Annotated in this window: 21 protein-coding genes; 11 read left to right on the forward strand and 10 right to left on the reverse strand. The window is 72.0% G+C overall.

Annotated elements, in window-relative coordinates:
* Positions 1 to 68: 68 nt before the first annotated feature.
* Both ABZZ04_RS05920 and ABZZ04_RS05925 read left to right on the forward strand, forming a co-directional pair.
* Complete coding sequence (locus ABZZ04_RS05920) at positions 69 to 296, forward strand: DUF3107 domain-containing protein (protein ID WP_356930942.1); 228 nt, start codon at positions 69 to 71, stop codon at positions 294 to 296.
* A gap of 310 nt (positions 297 to 606) precedes the next feature.
* Entirely contained in the window at positions 607 to 876 is a 270-nt protein-coding gene (locus tag ABZZ04_RS05925; protein WP_356930943.1) for a hypothetical protein, read from the forward strand.
* A 76-nt stretch (positions 877 to 952) separates the two neighbouring features.
* Here the strand turns inward: ABZZ04_RS05925 and ABZZ04_RS05930 are convergent, their stop codons facing one another.
* Positions 953 to 1687, reverse strand: a complete 735-nt coding sequence (locus ABZZ04_RS05930; protein WP_356484307.1) for a ferritin-like fold-containing protein — start codon at positions 1685 to 1687, stop codon at positions 953 to 955.
* Between the two features lie 485 nt (positions 1688 to 2172).
* Here ABZZ04_RS05930 and ABZZ04_RS05935 point away from each other — a divergent pair, with 485 nt between their 5' ends.
* Positions 2173 to 4023, forward strand: a complete 1851-nt coding sequence (locus ABZZ04_RS05935; RefSeq protein WP_356930973.1) for a DEAD/DEAH box helicase — start codon at positions 2173 to 2175, stop codon at positions 4021 to 4023.
* A 171-nt stretch (positions 4024 to 4194) separates the two neighbouring features.
* Positions 4195 to 5040 carry an alpha/beta fold hydrolase gene (locus ABZZ04_RS05940; protein ID WP_356930944.1) on the forward strand — a complete coding sequence of 282 codons (846 nt, stop codon included), beginning with the start codon at positions 4195 to 4197 and terminating at the stop codon, positions 5038 to 5040.
* An 83-nt stretch (positions 5041 to 5123) separates the two neighbouring features.
* On the opposite strand, the gene ABZZ04_RS05945 is transcribed toward ABZZ04_RS05940, so the two are convergent.
* A complete protein-coding gene (locus tag ABZZ04_RS05945; protein WP_356930945.1) occupies positions 5124 to 6011 on the reverse strand; it encodes an NYN domain-containing protein in 888 nt (295 codons plus the stop codon).
* A gap of 229 nt (positions 6012 to 6240) precedes the next feature.
* Between ABZZ04_RS05945 and ABZZ04_RS05950 the strand changes: the two genes are divergently transcribed.
* On the forward strand, positions 6241 to 6393 hold the full coding sequence (locus tag ABZZ04_RS05950) for a hypothetical protein (protein WP_187438837.1): 153 nt from the start codon (positions 6241 to 6243) through the stop codon (positions 6391 to 6393).
* 75 nt (positions 6394 to 6468) lie between these two features.
* On the opposite strand, the gene ABZZ04_RS05955 is transcribed toward ABZZ04_RS05950, so the two are convergent.
* From ABZZ04_RS05955 to ABZZ04_RS05965, 3 genes are all read right to left on the reverse strand, one after another.
* Complete coding sequence (locus tag ABZZ04_RS05955) at positions 6469 to 7074, reverse strand: MarC family protein (RefSeq protein WP_356930946.1); 606 nt, start codon at positions 7072 to 7074, stop codon at positions 6469 to 6471.
* A 147-nt stretch (positions 7075 to 7221) separates the two neighbouring features.
* A complete protein-coding gene (locus tag ABZZ04_RS05960; RefSeq protein ID WP_356930947.1) occupies positions 7222 to 8088 on the reverse strand; it encodes a PHP domain-containing protein in 867 nt (288 codons plus the stop codon).
* A 115-nt stretch (positions 8089 to 8203) separates the two neighbouring features.
* On the reverse strand, positions 8204 to 8848 hold the full coding sequence (locus tag ABZZ04_RS05965; protein WP_351833663.1) for a DUF6758 family protein: 645 nt from the start codon (positions 8846 to 8848) through the stop codon (positions 8204 to 8206).
* 157 nt (positions 8849 to 9005) lie between these two features.
* Between ABZZ04_RS05965 and ABZZ04_RS05970 the strand changes: the two genes are divergently transcribed.
* Positions 9006 to 10238 (forward strand): MFS transporter, encoded by a 1233-nt coding sequence (locus ABZZ04_RS05970; RefSeq protein ID WP_356930948.1) that lies wholly within the window; start codon positions 9006 to 9008, stop codon positions 10236 to 10238.
* A gap of 120 nt (positions 10239 to 10358) precedes the next feature.
* Here ABZZ04_RS05970 and ABZZ04_RS05975 read toward each other — a convergent pair whose 3' ends face one another.
* Positions 10359 to 10943, reverse strand: a complete 585-nt coding sequence (locus tag ABZZ04_RS05975) for a suppressor of fused domain protein (RefSeq protein ID WP_356930949.1) — start codon at positions 10941 to 10943, stop codon at positions 10359 to 10361.
* A gap of 411 nt (positions 10944 to 11354) precedes the next feature.
* Between ABZZ04_RS05975 and ABZZ04_RS05980 the strand changes: the two genes are divergently transcribed.
* Positions 11355 to 12470 (forward strand): magnesium and cobalt transport protein CorA, encoded by a 1116-nt coding sequence (locus ABZZ04_RS05980; protein WP_356930950.1) that lies wholly within the window; start codon positions 11355 to 11357, stop codon positions 12468 to 12470.
* Between the two features lie 68 nt (positions 12471 to 12538).
* Positions 12539 to 13075: a hypothetical protein gene (locus tag ABZZ04_RS05985; RefSeq protein ID WP_356930951.1), complete on the forward strand. Its 537-nt coding sequence runs from the start codon at positions 12539 to 12541 to the stop codon at positions 13073 to 13075.
* A gap of 35 nt (positions 13076 to 13110) precedes the next feature.
* On the opposite strand, the gene ABZZ04_RS05990 is transcribed toward ABZZ04_RS05985, so the two are convergent.
* A complete protein-coding gene (locus ABZZ04_RS05990) occupies positions 13111 to 13878 on the reverse strand; it encodes a hypothetical protein (RefSeq protein ID WP_356930952.1) in 768 nt (255 codons plus the stop codon).
* Between the two features lie 204 nt (positions 13879 to 14082).
* Between ABZZ04_RS05990 and ABZZ04_RS05995 the strand changes: the two genes are divergently transcribed.
* From ABZZ04_RS05995 to ABZZ04_RS06005, 3 genes are all read left to right on the forward strand, one after another.
* The gene (locus ABZZ04_RS05995) at positions 14083 to 15357 is read left to right on the forward strand and encodes a CBS domain-containing protein (protein WP_356930953.1); all 1275 of its coding nucleotides are present in this window, start codon (positions 14083 to 14085) and stop codon (positions 15355 to 15357) included.
* Complete coding sequence (locus ABZZ04_RS06000; RefSeq protein WP_356930954.1) at positions 15347 to 15904, forward strand: DUF1003 domain-containing protein; 558 nt, start codon at positions 15347 to 15349, stop codon at positions 15902 to 15904. The genes ABZZ04_RS05995 and ABZZ04_RS06000 overlap by 11 nt, the downstream gene beginning before the upstream one ends.
* Before the next feature lie 96 nt (positions 15905 to 16000).
* Positions 16001 to 17134 (forward strand): Mrp/NBP35 family ATP-binding protein, encoded by a 1134-nt coding sequence (locus tag ABZZ04_RS06005; protein WP_356930955.1) that lies wholly within the window; start codon positions 16001 to 16003, stop codon positions 17132 to 17134.
* Between the two features lie 106 nt (positions 17135 to 17240).
* On the opposite strand, the gene ABZZ04_RS06010 is transcribed toward ABZZ04_RS06005, so the two are convergent.
* The 3 genes from ABZZ04_RS06010 to ABZZ04_RS06020 form a co-directional block, all read right to left on the reverse strand.
* A complete protein-coding gene (locus tag ABZZ04_RS06010; RefSeq protein WP_356930956.1) occupies positions 17241 to 17900 on the reverse strand; it encodes a hypothetical protein in 660 nt (219 codons plus the stop codon).
* A gap of 119 nt (positions 17901 to 18019) precedes the next feature.
* On the reverse strand, positions 18020 to 18505 hold the full coding sequence (locus ABZZ04_RS06015) for a sec-independent translocase (protein WP_356930957.1): 486 nt from the start codon (positions 18503 to 18505) through the stop codon (positions 18020 to 18022).
* Positions 18506 to 18604: 99 nt separating this feature from the next.
* Positions 18605 to 20137: a trypsin-like peptidase domain-containing protein gene (locus ABZZ04_RS06020; RefSeq protein ID WP_356930974.1), complete on the reverse strand. Its 1533-nt coding sequence runs from the start codon at positions 20135 to 20137 to the stop codon at positions 18605 to 18607.
* Between the last annotated feature and the right edge of the window lie 131 nt (positions 20138 to 20268).

Below are 20268 nucleotides of genomic sequence, written 5' to 3' on the forward strand. Positions count from 1 at the left end.
GCGGGCTAATGTGTGCTGCGTACGGCGCGGTGCACCGCGCAGGGACTGACCGTCGGAGGGACATAGCCGTGGAGGTCAAGATCGGGGTGCAGCACACTCCCCGGGAGATCGTTCTGGAGAGCGGGCTCACCGCCGAAGAGGTCGAGAGCACGGTCGCCGAGGCTCTCGCCGGCAAGACGCAGCTGCTCAGCCTCACGGACGACAAGGGCCGCAAGGTCCTGGTGCCGGCCGACCGGATCGCTTACGTGGAGATCGGCGAGCCCGCCACGCGCCGGGTGGGGTTCGGCGCGCTGTAGGCACGTCGAAGCGGTGACCGAGACAGCGGCCCGGCGGGATTCCCGCCGGGCCGCTGCTCGTCGTCGTGGCCGGACCGGGTCCCGTGCGCCGTCGTGGCCGGACCAGGTCCCGCTCGTCGTCGTGGCCGGATCAGGTCCCGTGCGCCGTCGCGACCGGGCCGGTCCCGCAGTCGGCCTGATCTGTCCGCACATGCGTCCAGCAGGCGATTCCTGTGCGAAACCGGCTCGGGGAGGGTTGCGTTCCGCGCCCTTCGGGTAGGACCGCTAACGACCGAATTTGCCCGCCCCGCCACTCGCGAGGTGATCATCTGTGATCCTGGAACCGCTCGGTGCCGTCGTGCTCGGACTCGCCCTCGCCTGGGTGGCACTCCGCTCCCTGCCCCACCGGCTCCCGTCCCGTCGCGCCGTGTTCACCACCGGCGCCCTGGGAGCCCTGTTCGGCATGTTCCTCACGCACTCGGTGCTGGGCCCGGGTCACGGCGTGGCCACGCTGATCGGCGCGGTGCTGGTCGGCGCGGTGACGCTCTCGCTGCTGGTCCGCCCCCGCAATCACGGTCTGAGCCGGTCAGCGGCGGCCTGATCCGTACCGTCCGGCTCCCGGCCTGCGGTGCCGGACGGGAGCCGGGGCCGCGGGCGCGGCCCCGGTGACCGCCCTGCTACGCGGCGAGCCCCAGGGCGGCCATCCGCTTGGTGTGCGCCTCGGTGATCCGGGAGAACATCCGGCCCACCTCCGCCAGGTCGAAGCCGTCCGCCACACCGCCGACGAGCATCGTCGACAGCGCGTCGCGGTCGGCCACCACCCGCTGGGCCTGGGAGAGCGCCTCGCCCATCAGCCGGCGCGCCCACAGCGCGAGCCGGCCCCCGACGCGCGGGTCGGCCTCGATCGCGGCGCGCACCTTCTCGACGGCGAAGTTGCCGTGTCCGGTGTCGTCGAGCACGGCGAGGACGAGGGAGCGGGTGTCCGAGTCGAGCCGGACGGCGACCTCGCGGTAGAAGTCGCTGGCGATGGAGTCGCCCACGTACGCCTTGACCAGTCCCTCCAGCCAGTCCGAGGGCGCGGTCTGGCGGTGGAAGTCGTCGAGCGCCTTGGCGAACGGCTCCATCGCGCCGGTCGGCTCCACCTCGATCGCGGTCAGCCGGTCCGTCAGCCGCTCGAAGTGGTGGAATTCGGCGGAGGCCATCTTCGCCAGCTCCGCCTTGTCGGCCAGGGTCGGCGCGAGTTTGGCGTCCTCGGCGAGCCGCTCGAAGGCCGCCAGCTCCCCGTACGCGAGTGCTCCCAGCAGGTCCACGACCGCGGCACGGTACTGCGGCTCCGCGGACGCGGTGGCCCAGTCCTGGGCGGCGATCCCGGTGGGTTCAGGGGTTTCAGTGGCGTTGTCAGGCGTCTCCATGGACCGCAGAATAGCCCGCCCGCGGAGGTGCGTAAGGGCCCGGCCGGTACGCGACATCACACCGTTCCGATGAATTCGCCCAACACACATGCGCGAATCCGAGGTACAGTGGTATTGCGCCTACTGAGTATTTTGGATGTGCTTACGGCGCAAAAAATGGTGAAAAGAATGAGGATGCCCGGTCGGTGGCCCGATCGGCTCCGACCCGACAGCCCTCCGCGCGGGTCGTGCGACACCGTACGACCGCAGATGAGGGGCCCCCTCAGCGGCACGAGCGCTCGAGCGACGGCAGTGGTCCCGCGCCACCCGGCCCATCCACGGCCGGATGACCAACCCCGGCACGGTACGACCCCCAGCGTTCGCCTCGGACCGCGTCTCACAGAAGAGGCAGCACCCTGACTACGTTCCGAGAACTCGGGATTCTTTCCGAGACCGCCGAGGCCCTTGAGTCCGTCGGCATCGTGTCCCCCTTCCCCATCCAGGAGATGACGCTCCCCGTCGCGCTCTCCGGCTCCGACGTCATCGGCCAGGCCAAGACCGGCACCGGCAAGACGCTCGGTTTCGGGCTGCCGCTGCTGGAGCGCGTCACCGTCCCCGCGGACGTCGAGGCCGGCCGGGCGGCGCCCGAGCAGCTGACCGACGCCCCGCAGGCGCTGGTCGTCGTCCCCACCCGTGAGCTCTGTCAGCAGGTGACCAACGACCTGCTGACCGCCGGCAAGGTGCGCAACGTCCGCGTGCTGGCGATCTACGGCGGCCGTGCCTACGAGCCGCAGGTCGAGGCCCTGAAGAAGGGCGTCGACGTGATCGTCGGCACCCCGGGCCGACTGCTCGACCTGGCCGGGCAGCGCAAGCTCGACCTCTCGCACGTCCGCGCGCTGGTGCTCGACGAGGCCGACGAGATGCTCGACCTGGGCTTCCTGCCCGACGTCGAGAAGATCATCACCATGCTTCCGCAGAAGCGTCAGACGATGCTGTTCTCGGCGACCATGCCGGGCGCCGTCATCGGCCTCGCGCGCCGCTACATGTCGCAGCCGACGCACATCCGCGCCACCTCGCCCGACGACGAGGGCGCGACCGTCGCGAACATCTCGCAGCACGTCTACCGGGCGCACTCGATGGACAAGCCGGAGATGGTCTCCCGCATCCTGCAGGCCAACGGCCGCGGACTCGCGATGATCTTCTGCCGCACGAAGCGCACCGCGGCCGACATCGCCGAGCAGCTGGACCGGCGCGGCTTCGCCTCCGGCGCGGTCCACGGCGACCTCGGCCAGGGCGCCCGCGAGCAGGCGCTGCGCGCGTTCCGCAACGGCAAGGTGGACGTGCTCGTCTGCACCGACGTCGCGGCGCGCGGCATCGACGTCGAGGGTGTGACCCACGTCATCAACTACCAGTCGCCGGAGGACGAGAAGACGTACCTCCACCGCATCGGCCGGACCGGCCGGGCCGGTGCCAAGGGCATCGCGATCACGCTGGTCGACTGGGACGACATCCCGCGCTGGCAGCTGATCAACAAGGCGCTCGACCTGAAGTTCAACGACCCGGTCGAGACGTACTCCACCTCGCCGCACCTCTTCGAGGAGCTCGACATCCCGGCCGGCACCAAGGGTGTCCTGCCGCGTTCCGAGCGGACCCGTGCGGGGCTGCGGGCGGAGGAGATCGAGGACCTCGGCGAGACGGGCGGCCGCGGCCGCAAGTCCGCCGCCGCCGCGCCCGCCACGCGAGAGGAGCGCGCGCCGCGCACGCCGCGCCAGCGCCGTCGCACCCGGGGCGGTGCCGCCGTCTCCGCCGAGGCGTCCGCCGCCGCCGTGCCGGCCCCGGCCGCCGAGGCTGCCGAGGTCGCCGACGCACCGGCGGAGCCGCGCACGCCGCGCCGCCGCCGTCGTACCCGTGCCGGTGCCGCGGAGGTCGCGGCCGAGGCCGCGCTGAACACGGTGCAGGCCCCCGCCGAGGCGGTGGCCGAGGCCGCGCCGAAGGCCGTCGAGGCTCCGGCCGAGACCAAGCCGCGCCGTCGCCGCACCCGGGTCGTGAAGCCGGTCGAGGACGAGGTCGACTTCCAGATCGCGCCCGTCTCCGAGCCGGTGGCCGAGGCGAAGACGGTCACCCGGCCGCGCCGCCGCGCCCGGGTCGTCAAGCCGGTCGAGGACGAGGTCGACTTCCAGATCGCGCCGATCTCCGAGCCCCGGTCGGAGACCAAGCCGCGCCGCCGGACCCGTGCGGCCGCCAAGCCGGCCGCGGAGACGGTGGTCCAGGAGACCCCGGCCGACGGGGCCGAGGCCGAGGCGAAGCCGCGCAGGCGCCGGGCGCCGCGCACGGCCGCCACGAAGGCCGAGGGCTGAGCACCGCCCCCGATACGGGGGCGTGATTCCGCCGGACGGGCCCGAGGGATTCCCCTCGGGCCCGTCCGGCGTTCCGGGACCCGGGCGTGCCGGAAGGGTCCGGGGAACCGGGCCGTGCTCTTCCGGCCTTCCGGCCGCGCCGCCCGTCACCGCACCCTCTAACCTCGTCCCATGAGCCGGCCGCACACCTTCACCCCGCCCCCCTGCGCCCACGCCCACCGGTTGCGTACCGCGCGCGGCGACTTCGCCGTGCTGGACGCCCCGCCGTCCGGCGCCGTACGGGGCACCGCGCTCCTGCTTCCCGGCTACACGGGCAGCAAGGAGGACTTCGTCGCGCTTCTCGAACCGCTCTCGGCCGCCGGGTACCGCACCGTCGCCGTGGACGGCCGGGGCCAGTACGAGAGCGAGGGGACGGACCGTCAGGAGACGTATGAACAGGCGGAGTTGGCCCGTGACGTGCTCGCGCAGGCCGCCGCTCTCGAAGCCGGTGAGGGCGGTGTGCACCTGCTGGGGCACTCCCTGGGCGGGCAGATCGCCCGCGCCGCCGTGCTGCTCGACGCCTCGCCGTTCCGTTCGCTGACCCTCATGTCGTCGGGGCCCGCCGAGGTCGTCGAGGCCCAGCAGCTCAAGGTGAAGATGCTCGGCGACGCGCTCGCGACGCTGACCATGGCCCAGGTGTGGGACGCGATGCGCGCCTTCGACCCGCCCGAGGACGCGGCGACGGACGGCGAGGACCTGCGCCGGCGCTGGCTGCGCCACCGGCCCGCCCAGCTGATCGCCACCGGCCGCCAGCTGGCCACCGAGCCGGACCGGGTGGCCGAACTGGCCGCCGCGGGGCTGCCGCTCCACGTGCTCTCCGGCGAACGCGACGACGTCTGGCCGGTACCGCTGATCGACGAGATGGCCACCCGGCTGGATGCCCGGCGCACCCGGATCGCGGGCGCCGAGCACTCGCCCAACACGGACCGCCCGCAGGAGACGGCCGCCGCGCTCGTCGCGTTCTGGGACGGCCTGTAGGACCCCGGGGCCACACGCACCGCCGGAGGCCCCGCGGCGGGCCCCGGCGGCCCGGGCCCCGCACCGCGGACCGGCCCGCGGTCTCAGTACTGCGCCTGCAGGTGCTGCCAGAAGCCGTCCCGCAGCGCCCGCCGCAGCTGGGCGTGGCCGCGCAGCGAGCGCTGGAGCAGCCGTTCGGCCTCGACCAGCAGGTCCTGGTCGACGGAGCCCGGCAGGTACGGGTGGCCCGGCAGCAGGTCGGCGAGCGATTCGCGGCCCCGGGCGGCCAGCCAGGCCGCGGCGATCTGCGCGCCGACGAAGCGGACGTCCTCGCGCGAGGGCACGGGGGCGTCGTCCTCGTAGGTGGTGACGGGGCGTCTGGTGACGTACGGGCGGCAGAAGTCCAGGTCGAAGGTGCGCTGGCTGTCGACCTCCCAGAGCAGCGGTTCGGCCTGATTGCGCCCCTCCCCCGCCTCGATGCCCCACAGGTGGACCCGGGCCCCGTAGCCCTGCGCGGCCTCCACCGCCGACACCAGGTCCTCGTCGCCGCCGACCAGGGCCGCGTCGCTGATGGCCCGGTGCCGGGCGAGCGATTCGAGGTCGGTGCGGATGAGCGAGTCCACACCCTTCTGCTGGTTGTTGGCGTTGAGGTTGCCGAGCCTGACCTTGACGTCGGGGAGTTCGGCGATGGACTGCTGCTCGGCGGTGTGGATGCGCCGCCGGGCCCCGTCGTACCAGTACACGCGCAGCAGTCTGCTGTCCGCGAAGATCGTCCGGGCCTTGTCGATGAAGGCCTCGATCAGTCCTTCCGCGTCGAGGTCGAAGGAGCGGCGGTCCTCGGTGCCGGTGACGAGCAGTCCGGCCGCGGCGTACACATAGCCCGCGTCCACGAAGATGGCGTGGGTCGAGGGGGTCTTCGACACCTCGGCGAGCACTCGCTGGAGCAGCGCGTTGGTGCGGTCCAGGCGCTCGCCGATCTCTGCCTCGTTCATTCGGGCCTCGTCGTGGACCTCGGGGCCCTCGTCGCCGGTTCGTGCGCGATGACCTGCTGATGCTTAGACATCCAAAAAATTTCCTTAGCGTAGGGAATGTTTGTAGAGGGCAAGCCGTTGTACCCCGTGTGAGCGCGGGACAGCGATGTCGGGCGCCCACATCCTTGCGGACGGGTCACCCGTCCTCCCAGTAGTTCTCCAGCAGGAGGATCAGACGAAGGGGAGCCTTATGCGCTTCGAGATCATGCGACTCGACGATGTCGACGGTACCGCCGTGGACAGCACCGTCGTGGACGCCGCCTCCGTCAACCGGATCGTGCAGCAGGCCGCAGCCGTGGGCCAGCGCATCTACATCCGCCCGGCCGAATCCTCGGCTTCGTAACGCTCCACGACGCACAAAGACGAAGCGCCCCCGTACGGAGGATCCGTACGGGGGCGCCGTGGTTCCGGCGGGCCGTCAGGAGTTCTGGATGACCTGGGTGACGCCGTTGATGATCTGCTGCACGGCGATGGCGGACAGCATCATCCCGGCGAGCCGGGTCACCAGCACGACCCCGCCGTCCTTGATGACCCGGATGATCAGCAGCGAGTAGCGCATGGCCAGCCAGAGCACGACGTGCATCGCGACGATCGCCGACCAGACCGAGATCTGGCTGCCCACGCTGTCGGCGTGCTGCACCGCCAGGATCACCGAGACGATCGCGCCGGGACCGGCGAGCAGCGGCATGCCCAGCGGTACGAGCGCCACGTTGACGTCCTTGGTCTGCGTCGGCTCGTCGGTCTTGCCGGTCAGCAGGTCGAGCGCGATCAGCAGCAGGAGGAGTCCGCCCGCGATCATCAGGGCGGGCACGGAGACGTGCAGGTAGTCGAGGATCTGCTGGCCGAGCACGCCGAAGACCGCGATCACGCCGAAGGCGACGGCGACCGCCTGGAACGCCATCCGGCGCTGCATCCTGGCGGGGCGGCCCGCGGTGAGGGCGAGGAAGATCGGGGTGATGCCCGGGGGATCCATAATCACAAAAAGCGTGAGAAAAAGGGATCCAAAGACGGCGACGTCGAACACAGTGAGCCTTGCGGGAAGAGAGAAACGAGAGGGATGGGCGCACCGGCGGGGCCGTGCGGGCAGCCGGAGGCGCGCGGATGAAACGTGTAAGTGGTCCGGGCGACGGTACGCGGGGGCGGGCGGAGCCGTACCCCCCGGTGTGCGCCGTTACGCGGTGCGGAGTCCGCCGGCGCCCGGCACCGGGAAGGCTCCCGTGGCGCGCCGGGTGATCTCGCCGTAGATCTCGGGGTCGGTGGTGTACTCGCCGATCCCGACGGTCTTGCGGCTGCCGTGGTAGTCGCTGGACCCGGTCGTCAGCAGCCCCAGCTCGCGGGCGAGGTCGCGCAGCCGGGCCCGGGTCGGCCCGTCGTGGTCCATGTGGTCGACCTCGATGCCGTCGAGGCCGGCGGCGGCGAGCCGGGCGATCGACGACTCGGGCAGCACCCGGCCGCGCTTGACGGCGGCCGGGTGGGCGAAGACGGTGACGCCCCCGGCGGCCTTGACCAGCCGGATCGCGTCGAAGGGGTCGAGTTCGTGCTTCTCGGCGTAGGCGCGTCCGCCGTCGGCGAGCCACTGCGGCGTGAAGGCGTCGGAGACGGTCTCGACGACGCCGAGCTCGACGAGCGCGGTGGCGATGTGCGGCCTGCCGACCGAGCCGTCCCCGGCGATGCTCGCGACCCGCTCCCACTCGACCGGTACGCCGAGCTCCTGGAGCCTGCCCACCATGGTGCGGGCGCGCGGCACCCGGTCGTCCCTGACCAGTTCGCGCTCGCGGGCCAGCTCGGGCTCGTCGGGGTCGAAGAGGTACGCCAGCATGTGCAGGCCCACCCCGTCCAGCCGGCAGGAGAGCTCGGCGCCGGTGACGAGCGTGAGTCCGTCGGGAAGGGCGGCGACCGCCTCGGCGTGACCGCGCACGGTGTCGTGGTCGGTGAGCGCGACGACGTCCAGTCCCGCGGCGGCGGCATTGCGCACCAGCTCGGCGGGGGTGTCCGTGCCGTCCGAGGCGGTGGAGTGGGTGTGCAGGTCGATGCGCACGACGCGTACTCCAGTGCTCGGGGCCGGACAAGAGGGACGTTCAAGGATAACCGGCGTTCGAACACCCTCCGGCACTCTCCGACCGGGCCCGGGACGGCCCCGGCGGCAGCCGCCGTCAGGGCGTGTCGAGCAGGCGCGGCGTGAGCGCCCCGCACGGTACGAGGTCCATCTCTCCCCCGGCCTCGCGCAGATCGGCGAGCACCAGCTCGTCGTACATCAGGAGTCCCGACTGCTCGGGCCAGACGATCGCCCAGAGCCAGAGTCCGCGCGCCTCGCCCGCGAAGACCGCGCGGTCCTCGGGGGCGCCCTTGACGTGCCAGAGCGGGGTGGGACGGCCGGCCGCGAGCATCTTGACGTCGGGCGGGCCGTCGACCTCCAGGTACGGGCCGGGGTCGGGGCCGTCGATCCCGGCGTACCGCGCACCGAGGCCGAGCCCGAGCTCCTCGGTGACCAGCAGCAGCTCACCGATGCCGCCGACGGGGCCGGGACCGGAACAGGCGACGACGGTGGCGCGGCCGCCGCTGCGGTCGTCGCCCGCGCTCGCCACCCCGGTGAACAGCCAGCCCACCGGCAGCGGCCAGGGCATCCACACCGGCACCTGGGCACGGCGCACCACCGCGCCCAGCGCTTCCACGCTGGGTGGAACGACCGGCTGCAGTGGCTGCACGCTGCCGTGCAGGGTGCACTGCCAGGTGTCGGCGAAGAGACCGGGTGCCCTGACCCGGCCTCCACACTTCGGGCAACTGGGTTCGCCCCTCATAGCGACCAACGGTCCTCCAGGACCGTCGCCGCGTCAAGCAAGATCACCCGTCCGTAGTGCGCCCCTCACCGGCGGATTTAGATGTAACTTGCACTCATTAGTCTCTCTAACTTATTCTGTGTGTATCGCAACGACCCAGTGGAGAGCGAGGAGATCCATGCAGGGAGAGGATCCGTTCGATCAGGGCGCGGGCAGCATCCTGCGCCAGCCGAAGGCCGTCTGGGCCACGGCGGGCGCCTCTGTCGTCGCGTTCATGGGAATCGGCCTGGTGGACCCGATTCTCCCGTCCATCGCCAAGGGCCTGGAGGCGACGCCCAGCCAGGTGTCCCTCCTGTTCACCTCGTACTTCCTGATCACCGCCGTGGCGATGCTCGTCACCGGCTTCGTGTCCAGCCGGATGGGGGGCCGCAAGACGCTGCTGGCCGGGCTGGCGCTCGTCGTCGTCTTCGCGGCGCTCTCCGGCACCTCCACGTCCGTCGGCGAACTCGTCGGGTTCCGGGCCGGCTGGGGGCTGGGCAACGCCCTCTTCGTCTCGACCTCGCTCGCCGTGATCGTCGGCGCGGCGGCCGGCGGCAGCGCGGCGGCGATCCTGCTCTACGAGTCGGCGCTCGGCCTCGGCATGGCGTGCGGACCGCTGCTCGGCGCACTGCTCGGCGACGCCAGCTGGCGCTACCCGTTCTTCGGCACGGCCGCGCTGATGGCGATCGGCTTCATCTGCATCACCGCGTTCCTGAAGGAGCAGCCCCGGCCCGCCCGGAAGACCTCGCTGCTGGACCCGGTCAAGGCCCTCGGCCACGGCGGTCTGGCCTCGGTCGCGGCCTCGGCGTTCTTCTACAACTACGCGTTCTTCACGATCCTGGCGTTCACCCCGTTCGTGCTGGACATGACGCCGTACAGGTCCGGCGCGGTGTTCTTCGCCTGGGGCCTGCTGCTCGCGGTCTTCTCGGTGCTCGTCGCCCCGCGGCTCCAGAAGCGCTTCGGCTCGCTGAAGGTGCTCGGCGCCTCACTGCTACTGCTCGCCGTCGACCTGCTGGTCCTGGGGTACGGCAACCACACCGCCGCCATCGTCTGCACGATCGTCTCCGGCGCCTTCATCGGCATGAACAACACCGTCTACACGGAGCTGGCGCTCGGCGTCTCGGACGCGCCGCGGCCGGTGGCGAGCGCGGGGTACAACTTCGTCCGCTGGTTCGCCGCTGCCGCCGCCCCGTACCTCGCCCCGAAGATCGAGGAGTGGAGCGACATCCACGTCCCGTTCGTGGTCGCCGCGATCGCGGCCGTGGCCGGCGCGCTCGTCGTATGGGTCCGGCGCTCGGCGCTGACCCACGAGGCAAAGGCGCTGGAGCCGAAGCACGCCACCGAGGACGGGGTCGCGGCCTTCGCCGACTGACCCGCCGTCCGCCCCGTACCGCCCCGCCCGCGGCTCCCCCCTCCTGGCCGCGCGGCGGGGCTTTCCCACGTCCCCGCGCGCCGGACGGCCGGTCCCGGGACCGGGGCGCCGGGACCGGGGTCAGTCCAGCTGTACCGAGCCGCGCAGCGGGTCGCGCAGGTCCGTGCCGTGCGAGAGCCACCGCTCCTGGAGCTCCTGCGCGCCCCGGACCCGCTTCCACGCGGCCTCGTTGTGCGTCATCGGCAGCAGCGGCAGGAACATGACCGGGTCCATCGGCGCGTCCAGCTCCAGGTCCTCGACCAGGCCGCCCGGCTCCGCGACCAGCACGGAGCTGAACGGCGCCCCGGGCCACAGCGGTTCGCCGACGTCCAGCGAGGCGCCCGGCGTCACCACCAGCCCCTCGACCTGCGGGGAGGCCGCCAGCACGGCGAGCGGGCGCAGCACCTTGTCGGTGTCGGCGAGCCCGGCGCGCACGGAGAGCACCAGCTCGGCGCGCGGCCCCTTCACCGGGTCCGCGAGGACCGCGGTCGGGTCGGCCATCGGCTGGGCGGACATGCCGAGTGTGGCGTAGCGCACCACATCGCCGTCGACGAAGCGGAGCACCTCGATCCGGTCCGTGCCGAGAAACGTCACTGCGGCGCGCGCGTCCGGTTCACCGAGGGCCGTCAGCAACCGGGCCTCGACCAGAGCAAGAATTTCTCCCATCCCGCGAGCATAGAACGCGTATGGAACGGGCAAAGTAAAGGATTGGCCGTCGGGCGGCTGATAGTCTTGGCCGCCGGTCGGGGCAGCACGCAGAAGCGTCGCTCTCAGCCCCGACGACACGTCATCCCCCAAGGGGGACCGGCTGGAGGAGGTGGGGCTGCCATGGATCGAAGTCGACCGTGCAGTACCAACCGCTCTTCCGCATCTCACCTTCCCTCGGTGATCTGAAGCCTTCTCGGTCAAGGCCCACGGCATTGCGCACGACGGAAGAGCACTCCTTTCTTGCCTGTCTGTAGCGAACGCCGTCATCGCGCCGCTGCGGTGCCGCCCGCTTTGCGGACGTGAGCGCACGTCCCCATTCCGGGTTGTTCCGCGTGCCCGACGACGGCCCTCCGTGAAGAGGAGCCAGCCATGTCGATGATCCGCGACCTGCGCGCCGTCGTGCGCCCGTCCCTGCGCAAGAGCAACGCCCTGCACAACGCCTACGACACCACCCGCGACCCGTCCGCCTCCAGCGCGGTCGTCGACTGCGCGGTCTACCGCGACGGACGGCGCCTGGAGCACGGCACCTGCCGCACCCCGCACGAGGCGATGCTCGAAGTACGGGCCGAGGGCGGCTTCGCCTGGATCGGTCTGCACGAGCCCACCGAGGAGGAATTCGCGGGCATCGCCCGGGAGTTCGGACTGCACCCGCTCGCCGTCGAGGACGCCGTCCACGCCCACCAGCGGCCGAAGCTGGAGCGGTACGACGACACGCTCTTCACCGTCTTCAAGACCATCCACTACGTCGAGCACGCCGAACTCACCGCCACCAGCGAGGTGGTGGAGACCGGCGAGGTGATGTGCTTCACCGGCCGGGACTTCGTCATCACCGTGCGGCACGGCGGGCACGGCTCGCTGCGCGCGCTGCGCCACCGGCTCCAGGACGACCCCGAGCTGCTCGCCAAGGGCCCCTCGGCGGTGCTGCACTCCATCGCCGACCACGTCGTCGACGGCTACATCGCGGTGGCCGAGGCCGTCCAGGACGACATCGACGAGGTGGAGATCGAGGTCTTCTCCGCCCCGGCGAAGGGCAGTTCGCGCGGCTCGGAAGCGGGCCGGATCTACCAACTGAAGCGCGAGGTACTGGAGTTCAAGCGGGCGGTGTCCCCGCTGCTGCGACCGATGCAGCTGCTGAGCGAGCGGCCGATGCGGCTGGTCGACCCGGACATCCAGAAGTACTTCCGTGACGTCGCCGACCACCTGGCACGGGTGCACGAGGAGGTCGTCGGCTTCGACGAACTGCTGAACTCCATCCTCCAGGCCAATCTGGCGCAGGCGACCGTCGCGCAGAACGAGGACATGCGCAAGATCACGTCCTGGGCGGCCATCGTCGCCGTGCCGACGATGATCTGCGGCGTCTACGGCATGAACTTCAAGCACATGCCCGAGCTGGGCTGGCGGTACGGCTACCCGATGGTGCTGGGCGTCATCGGCGTGGTCTGCTTCTCCATCCACCGCACGCTCAAGCGCAACGGCTGGCTCTGACCTCCGCCCCGTCCGGGCCGCCCACCGGTCCGGTCCCGCCTCCCGTGCCCCTCCCATAGAGTTCGGGCATGACTGCTGCCGCACCTGACGTGCCACTGGGCCGGGCCCTCGTCGAGGAGGCCACCAAGAAGTCCGGCCTGATCTGGGTACGGGGCACCGGCCCCGCGCGGGCGTTGTGGCACGTGTGGCACGAGGGCGCGGCGCACCTGGTCGGGGACGGTCCCGGCGAGCAGCCGTTCCCGGCCGGGCTCGGCGGCGGGGCCGCCGCCGAGGTGACCGTGCGCAGCAAGGACAAGGGCGGCCGGCTGATCGCCTGGACGGCCGCGGTGACGGAGCTCGCGCCGCACTCGCCGGAGTGGGAGGCCGCGGTCGCCGAGCTGAAGGGCAAGCGGCTGAACGCGCCGGACGCCGAGCGGATGACGGAGCGGTGGGCCCGGGAGTGCCGGGTGCTGCGGCTGGCGCCCGGCGACTTCCGTACCGAACTGCCGGACGGCTCCCTGGCCGCGGCGCCCCTGCCGACCCCCGCGACGACGCGCCGTCCGGTGCCCGCCGGGCTGCCGCGCCTGCTCCTCAAGCGCGGCCGCAGGGGCCGGCCCACCTCGTAGGGCGCGCACGGCTCACGCGGCCGGGCGGCGGGGCGTCAGGACGTCGTCCTGGGCAGCTGCTTCCCGTAGTCGACCGTGTCCTCCTTCTCCGGCGCCTCCAGGGCGAAGTCCTTGCCCCAGTCCGACAGCAGCACGGTCCCGCCGCCGCCGCCTCGCGCGAAGCGCAGCGGGTACGCGGTGCCCTCCAGCGAGACGTCGAGCGTGCCGCCCGCGCCCTCGTCGCCCGCGATCTGGATGGTCCGGGTCGCGCCGATGTCCTTCCGGTCCCCCTTGGCGAGGGTGCCGTGCAGCGTGAGCAGACCGTCCAGCAGCGTCTTCTTGTCCGTGAAGCCGCGCAGCTGCTTGTACGTCGGGTCGTCCTGGGGCACCTTCACGTACTTGTCCCGGAGCTTGTCGGCGGCGGCCCCGCCCGCCTCGCTGTCGGCTCCGGCCCCCTCGTCGTGGTTCCAGAACCCGGCGTCCGCCTTCAGGTAGAGCTCGTCACCGACGCGCAGCAGTTCGAAGGTGCTGTTCTTCGAGACGACCGAGCCCGTGCCTCCGTCCGCCTTGAGCTGCATGTCGAGCTTGTACGTGCCGCCCTTGCTGACCAGCGACCCGGCGAGGCGCACCGCGGGGGCGGAGTCCGCCGCCTTCTGCGCCTTCTTCTCGATCTGCACGGCGGTCAGTCTGCCGACGCCGTTGGTCCCCTCGTCCGGGTCCTCGTCGCCGCCGCATGCCGTGAGCGCGGCGGTCAGCCCGGCGCAGAGCACCACGGCGAGGGCGGTCCGGCGTCGGGCCCGGACGGGCGGGGCGGGAGGGGTCACGGGCGCACTGCCTCTCATCTGCGTGGCGGGGGTGGCAGACGGCAGCGTACCCGTGCCGTACGAACCCTCCGGCAGGGAGCCGTACGGACGGATCCACCGCGCAGGTCCCGAGCGGTACGGGCTAGCCTGATCACGACATAACGCCCGATTGACCACCGGCCGGCCGGACACGGAAGTCGTACACGGAAGAAGGAGGCGCGCACCATGGCGGCAGGCGCCCCCCGGGTCTTCGTCTCGCACCTCTCCGGCGTACCGGTCTTCGACCCCAACGGCGACCAGGTGGGCCGGGTCCGCGATCTGGTCGCGATGCTGCGGGTCGGTGACCGGCCGCCCCGGCTGCTCGGCCTGGTCGTCGAGGTGCTCAGCCGCCGCCGGATCTTCCTCCCGATGACCCGGGTGACGGGCGTCGAGTCCGGTCAGGTCATCACCACCGGCGTGGTCAACATGCGGCGCTTCGAACAGCGGCCCACCGAACGCCTGGTGCTCGGCGAGTTCCTCGACCGGCGGGTCCGCCTCGTGGAGACCGGCGAGGAGGTCACCGTCCTCGACGTCGCCATCCAGCAGCTCCCGGCCCGCCGCGACTGGGAGATCGACAAGTACTTCGTGCGCAAGGGGAAGGCCGGGGCCCTGCGCCGCAAGGGCGAGACCCTGACGGTCGACTGGTCGGCCGTCAGCGGGTTCTCGCTGGAGGAGGTGGGGCAGGGCGCCGAGACGCTGGTCGCCACCTTCGAGCGGCTGCGCCCGACGGACGTGGCCAACGCGCTGCACCACCTGTCGCCGAAGCGGCGGGCCGAGGTGGCCGCCGCGCTCGACGACGACCGGCTCGCCGACGTCCTGGAGGAGCTGCCCGAGGACGACCAGGTGGAGATCATCGGCAAGCTCCAGGAGGAACGCGCCGCCGACGTCCTAGAGGCGATGGACCCGGACGACGCGGCCGACCTGCTGTCCGAGCTGCCGGAGGAGGACAAGGAGCGGCTGCTGACGCTGATGCGCCCGGACGACGCGGCCGACGTGCGGCGCCTGCTGTCGTACGAGGAGCGGACCGCGGGCGGTCTGATGACCACCGAGCCGATCATCCTGCGGCCGGACGCGACGATCGCCGACGCCCTCGCCCGGGTCCGGCAGGCCGACCTGTCCCCGGCGCTCGCCGCCCAGGTGTACGTGTGCCGCTCCCCCGACGAGACGCCGACCGGCAAGTACCTGGGCACCGTGCACTTCCAGCGGCTGCTGCGCGATCCGCCGTACACCCTGGTCAGCTCGGTCGTGGACAGCGATCTCGTCCCCCTCGGCCCGGACACGCCGCTGCCGGCCGTGACGAGCTATCTGGCCGCGTACAACCTGGTCTCGGCCCCCGTCGTGGACGAGAGCGGGTCGCTGCTCGGCGCGGTGACGGTGGACGACGTCCTGGACCACCTGCTGCCCGAGGACTGGCGGGAGACCGACTTCCACAGCGAGGAGGGGGTGGCCCGTGGCCGCTGAGGAACGCACGAGGACGGCACCGGTCGGCGCCTCGGGCATCGTGCGCCCGCCGCGCCACCGGCTGGACCAGCCGAAGGACCCGCGCCGGAAGGTGCTGCCCGACTACGACCCCGAGGCGTTCGGCCGGTTCTCCGAACGGATCGCCCGCTTCCTGGGCACCGGGCGGTTCATCGTCTGGATGACGCTGGTCATCATCGTCTGGGTGCTGTGGAACGTCTTCGCTCCCCAGCAGTGGCGGTTCGACCAGTACCCGTTCATCTTCCTGACGCTGATGCTGTCGCTCCAGGCCTCCTACGCGGCCCCGCTGATCCTGCTCGCGCAGAACCGGCAGGACGACCGCGACCGGGTCACCCACGAGCAGGACCGCAAGCAGAACGAGCGCTCCATCGCGGACACCGAGTACCTCACCCGGGAGATCGCGGCGCTGCGGATGGGGCTCGGCGAGGTCGCCACCCGCGACTGGATCCGCTCCGAGCTGGAGGACCTCGTGAAGGACCTGGACGACCGGCGGGCCCTGCTCCCGGCCGAGAGTGACGAAGACCGCTGACAGCCGCTACTCGCGCGTAGCAACAGGCGCCGTAACGCCCTCCCGTCGCCCACCACCACCCTCAAGGAGTGCTGCGCACACCCGTACTATCGAGGTATGGCTACGGAAGACGCGGTGCTTGAGGCACTGGCGACAGTGAACGACCCGGAGATCCACCGCCCGATCACCGAGCTCGGCATGGTGAAATCCGTCGAGATCGACGCTGACGGCGTGGTCGCTGTCACGGTCTATCTCACGGTCTCGGGCTGTCCGATGCGCGAGACGATCACCAAGAACGTGACGGACGCGGTCTCCCGTGTCGAGGGCGTCTCCCGGGTCGACGTCACGCTGGACGTGATGAGCGACGAGCAGCGCAAGGAGCTCGCGGCCTCGCTGCGCGGCGGCACGGCGGAGCGCGAGGTGCCGTTCGCCAAGCCCGGCTCGCTGACCCGGGTCTACGCGGTCGCGTCGGGCAAGGGCGGCGTCGGCAAGTCGTCCGTGACGGTGAACCTCGCCGCGGCGATGGCGGCCGAGGGCCTCAAGGTCGGCGTCGTGGACGCGGACATCTACGGGCACAGCGTGCCGCGGATGCTCGGCGCGGACGGGAAGCCGACCCAGGTCGAGAACATGATCATGCCGCCGTCCTCGCACGGCGTGAAGGTCATCTCCATCGGCATGTTCACCCCGGGCAACGCCCCGGTGGTGTGGCGCGGCCCGATGCTCCACCGCGCGCTCCAGCAGTTCCTCGCCGACGTGTACTGGGGCGACCTGGACGTCCTGCTGCTCGACCTGCCGCCGGGCACCGGTGACATCGCGATCTCGGTGGCCCAGCTGGTGCCGAACGCCGAGATCCTGGTCGTCACGACCCCGCAGCAGGCGGCGGCCGAGGTGGCCGAGCGGGCCGGTTCGATCGCCGTGCAGACCCATCAGAAGATCGTCGGTGTCGTCGAGAACATGTCGGGCATGCCGTGTCCGCACTGCGACGAGATGGTCGACGTGTTCGGTACCGGCGGCGGCGCGAAGGTCGCCGAGGGCCTGACGAGGACGGTCGGCGCGGAGGTGCCGGTGCTCGGCTCCATCCCGATCGACGTGCGGTTGCGCGAGGGCGGCGACGAGGGCAAGCCGGTCGTCCTGTCCGACCCCGACTCCCCGGCCGGCAAGGCGCTGCGCACCATCGCGGACAAGCTGGGCGGCCGCAAGCGCGGTCTGTCGGGCATGTCGCTGGGCATCACCCCGCGCAACAAGTTCTGAGCCGCGGGGCGGTGGCCGGCCTCCCGCCGGGCCACCGCCCCGTACCGCTCGTGCCGCCCGTACCCGCTCGTGCTTTCCGGGCCGCCCGTGCCGTTCGTGTCGCGGCCTACGCGTACGACGTGATGTCGCCGATCACCGAGAAGCCCAGGCCGTAGGCGCTCATGCCCCGCCCGTACGCGCCGATGTGCACCCCGCCGGGCGCGGAACCCGCCAGTACCCAGCCGAACTCGGACTCGCGGTAGTGGAACGGCACCGGGGTGCCGTCCACCGGCAGGGACAGCACCGACCAGGCGGGCCCCTCCAGGTCGTCGGCGAGGTCGAACGCCGTCTCCGTCTGCTGGCTCAGCCAGTCGTCGCGCAGGGCGTGGTCCAGCTGCGGCGGCCAGGTGCAGGCGAGCAGGCCGGACCCGGCCAGCCAGGCGGCGGAGGAGACCGTGGTCGCGTCCAGCACCCCCGTGCCGTCGCCGCTGCGCCGCACCGGGCTGCTGCCCAGCGATACGACGACGGCGAACCGCTGCTTCTCCGCGCCCGCGTCCGCCCGCACCGACGGCTCGTCGCCGTGTCCGACGGAACCGTGCTGCACCGCGCCGTCGGCGGTGGTGCCCACCTGCATCAGCCGGCGCGGCCCGGTGAAGGCCTCGTCCAGTCCGTACCAGGGGAATCCGGCCGCCAGGTAGCCGTCGACGATACGCCGGGCCACCGGACTCCCCTCTGCGGTGACTGTGCTCGACGCGTCTTCCGCGTCCACCCGACTCGTCGTCCCCATCTGTCCGGCCGCCTCCTCGATCCGTTGGGCCCGGAGCGGCCCGCCCCCCGACGGGCGTACTCACTTCCGGACAGATGGAGAATAGCCATACCGTCCGGACGAGCCCCGTTGGCGGGGGGTCAGGTGGCGTCGGCGTCGAAGGGCGGGTGGTTGTCCCCGGCCGGCTGGTCACGCTTCTTGAGCAGGTCGGGAGCGCCCGGGGAGCCGTTGGCGGCGGTGATCGCCGGGCTGCTCGACACGCCGCTGCGCGAGTCGGCGGACTCCACGGCCGCGCTCTCCCGGCCGTTCACCGCGTCGGTGATCTCGTTCAGGTCCTTGCGCAGGTCGAAGGTCTCGCGGATCTCCTTCAGCCCCAGGTCGTCGTTGCCGTCCATGAGCTGCTTGCGGACGAACGTCTTGGGGTTGAGGTCCTCGAACTCGAAGTCCTTGAACTCCGGGCCGAGCTCCGTGCGGATGTCCTCCTTGGCGCTCTCCGAGAAGTCGCGGACCTTGCGGATGAAGCGCGAGGCGTCCTGGATGACCTTGGGCAGCTTGTCCGGGCCGAAGACCAGCACGCCCAGGATCCCGAGCGTCACCAGCTCGAGTACGCCTATGTCATTGAACACCCTGTTGCTCCTCGTGTTCTCCGGGGCCGTGTCGGTCGAGGTCCGGACCCGGCCCACGGTACCCGCCGAAACTGTCGTCGCGGTAGCGCACGGGGGCCGTCACGTGCCGGTTGCCGACCCGAGGGTCAAAGAGATGGACAGGTCTTTACCACCGCGTGTCAGACCGAGGTCCAGACGGTCGCCGGGACGGTGGGCGCGGATCTTCACGATCAGTTCCTCGCCGCTGTGCACCCGGCGGCCGTCGACCTCCGTGATGACGTCCCCGGGCCTGATCCCGGCCTTGGCACCGGGTCCGCCGGGCGTCACCGCGGGGTTGCCGTCCGCGCCCTTGGTGCCGACCCGGGCGCCGTCCCCGGTGTATTTCATGTCGAGCGTGACGCCGATCACCGGGTGGGTGGCCCGGCCGGTCGCGATCAGTTCCTCGGCGACCCGCTTGCCCTGGTTGATCGGGATGGCGAAGCCGAGGCCGATGGAGCCGGCCTGGCCGCCCTCGCCCGACGAGCCGCTGTCGGCGGCGCGGATGGCGCTGTTGATGCCTATGACCTGGGCCTTGCCGTCGACGAGCGGGCCGCCGGAGTTGCCCGGGTTGATCGGGGCGTCGGTCTGCAGCGCGTCGACGTAGCTGATGTCGCTGCCGTCGCCCTTCTCGCCGCCTGCGGTGATCGGCCGGTCCTTGGCGCTGATGATGCCGGAGGTCACCGTGTTGGACAGGTCGAAGGGGGCGCCGATGGCGACCACCGGGTCGCCGACCTGCACGTTGTCGGAGTTGCCCAGCGGCAGCGGCTTGAGGCCGGAGACGCCGGTGACCTTGACCACGGCCAGGTCGTAGCCGCTGTCCTTGCCGACGATCTCGCCGCGCGCCGTCTCGCCGCCGCTGAACGTCACGGTGATGTCGCCGGACGAACCGGCCGGGGCGACGACGTGGTTGTTGGTGAGGATGTGGCCGGACTTGTCGAGGACGAAGCCGGTGCCGGTGCCGGACTCGCCGGTGCCGCTGACGTGCAGGGTGACCACGCTCGGCAGGGCGCTGGCGGCGATCCCGGCGACGCTGTCGGGGGCCCGGCCTCCGCTGTCGCGGCCGGCCTGCGGCAGCTCGATCCGGGTGAGGCCGCCGTTGCGCTCGACGTAGGCCCCGATGCCGCCGCCGATGCCGCCCGCCACCAGGGCGAGCAGCACCGCGCCGATGAGGACCGAGCCGCGCCGCTGCTTCTTCCGGCCGGTGTCGGACCCGAGCGGCGGGCCCGGGTTGGTGGTGAGCGGCTGCCGGGGCGCGCCCCAGGGGTCGTACTGGAGCCACTGCGTCGGCTGTGCCGGCTGCGGCTGGAGCGGGGCGGGGGCCGCCTGGCTCTGGGGCTGCTGAGGGTGCTGGGGGTTCGGCTGCTGGGACGTGTGAGGCGGGGGTGTGAAGCCGGGGGCGGGCGCGGCCGGTGCCGACGGGGCCGCGGCGAGTGGTGCGGGTATGCCCGCCCCGTTCGTCCCCGTGTACTGCGGGGGTACGGAGGTGCCGTGCGCGGGGGTCGGGACCGGGCGCTGCACGGGGGGTGCGGGCGCCCAGGGGCCGGGGCCTCCGTAGGGCGGGGTGCTGTACTCGTCGGGCTCGTGCAGCGGCTTCATCGGCTGCCCGGACGCCATGGGCCCGACTGCCGGGGCCTCGGGGACCGGGGTCCCGGGGGCCGGGGCCCGGTCCTGGGCCGGAACGGCCGGTACCGGCCCGGGGGCGTCGGCCGCCGGGGCGTGGGGCCCGGCGACCGCGGTGGTGCGGG

It is taken from the genome of Streptomyces sp. NPDC006435 (genome assembly GCF_040612315.1).
Classification (GTDB): Bacteria; Actinomycetota; Actinomycetes; order Streptomycetales; family Streptomycetaceae; genus Streptomyces.

What these genes read in the sequence shown, in the direction of transcription:
- ABZZ04_RS05935 (WP_356930973.1), top strand. Translation starts at nt 2,173, where the DNA reads ATGACGCTCCCCGTCGCGCTCTCCGGCTCCGACGTCATCGGCCAGGCC.
- ABZZ04_RS05985 (WP_356930951.1), top strand. Translation starts at nt 12,539, where the DNA reads ATGACTGCTGCCGCACCTGACGTGCCACTGGGCCGGGCCCTCGTCGAG.
- ABZZ04_RS06005 (WP_356930955.1), top strand. Translation starts at nt 16,001, where the DNA reads ATGGCTACGGAAGACGCGGTGCTTGAGGCACTGGCGACAGTGAACGAC.
- ABZZ04_RS05950 (WP_187438837.1), top strand. Translation starts at nt 6,241, where the DNA reads ATGCGCTTCGAGATCATGCGACTCGACGATGTCGACGGTACCGCCGTG.
- ABZZ04_RS05945 (WP_356930945.1), bottom strand. Translation starts at nt 6,011, where the DNA reads ATGAACGAGGCAGAGATCGGCGAGCGCCTGGACCGCACCAACGCGCTG.
- ABZZ04_RS05980 (WP_356930950.1), top strand. Translation starts at nt 11,355, where the DNA reads ATGTCGATGATCCGCGACCTGCGCGCCGTCGTGCGCCCGTCCCTGCGC.
- ABZZ04_RS06020 (WP_356930974.1), bottom strand. Translation starts at nt 20,137, where the DNA reads ATGGCGTCCGGGCAGCCGATGAAGCCGCTGCACGAGCCCGACGAGTAC.
- ABZZ04_RS05930 (WP_356484307.1), bottom strand. Translation starts at nt 1,687, where the DNA reads ATGGAGACGCCTGACAACGCCACTGAAACCCCTGAACCCACCGGGATC.
- ABZZ04_RS06010 (WP_356930956.1), bottom strand. Translation starts at nt 17,900, where the DNA reads ATGGGGACGACGAGTCGGGTGGACGCGGAAGACGCGTCGAGCACAGTC.
- ABZZ04_RS05995 (WP_356930953.1), top strand. Translation starts at nt 14,083, where the DNA reads ATGGCGGCAGGCGCCCCCCGGGTCTTCGTCTCGCACCTCTCCGGCGTA.
- ABZZ04_RS05975 (WP_356930949.1), bottom strand. Translation starts at nt 10,943, where the DNA reads ATGGGAGAAATTCTTGCTCTGGTCGAGGCCCGGTTGCTGACGGCCCTC.
- ABZZ04_RS05940 (WP_356930944.1), top strand. Translation starts at nt 4,195, where the DNA reads ATGAGCCGGCCGCACACCTTCACCCCGCCCCCCTGCGCCCACGCCCAC.
- ABZZ04_RS05965 (WP_351833663.1), bottom strand. Translation starts at nt 8,848, where the DNA reads ATGAGGGGCGAACCCAGTTGCCCGAAGTGTGGAGGCCGGGTCAGGGCA.
- ABZZ04_RS05970 (WP_356930948.1), top strand. Translation starts at nt 9,006, where the DNA reads ATGCAGGGAGAGGATCCGTTCGATCAGGGCGCGGGCAGCATCCTGCGC.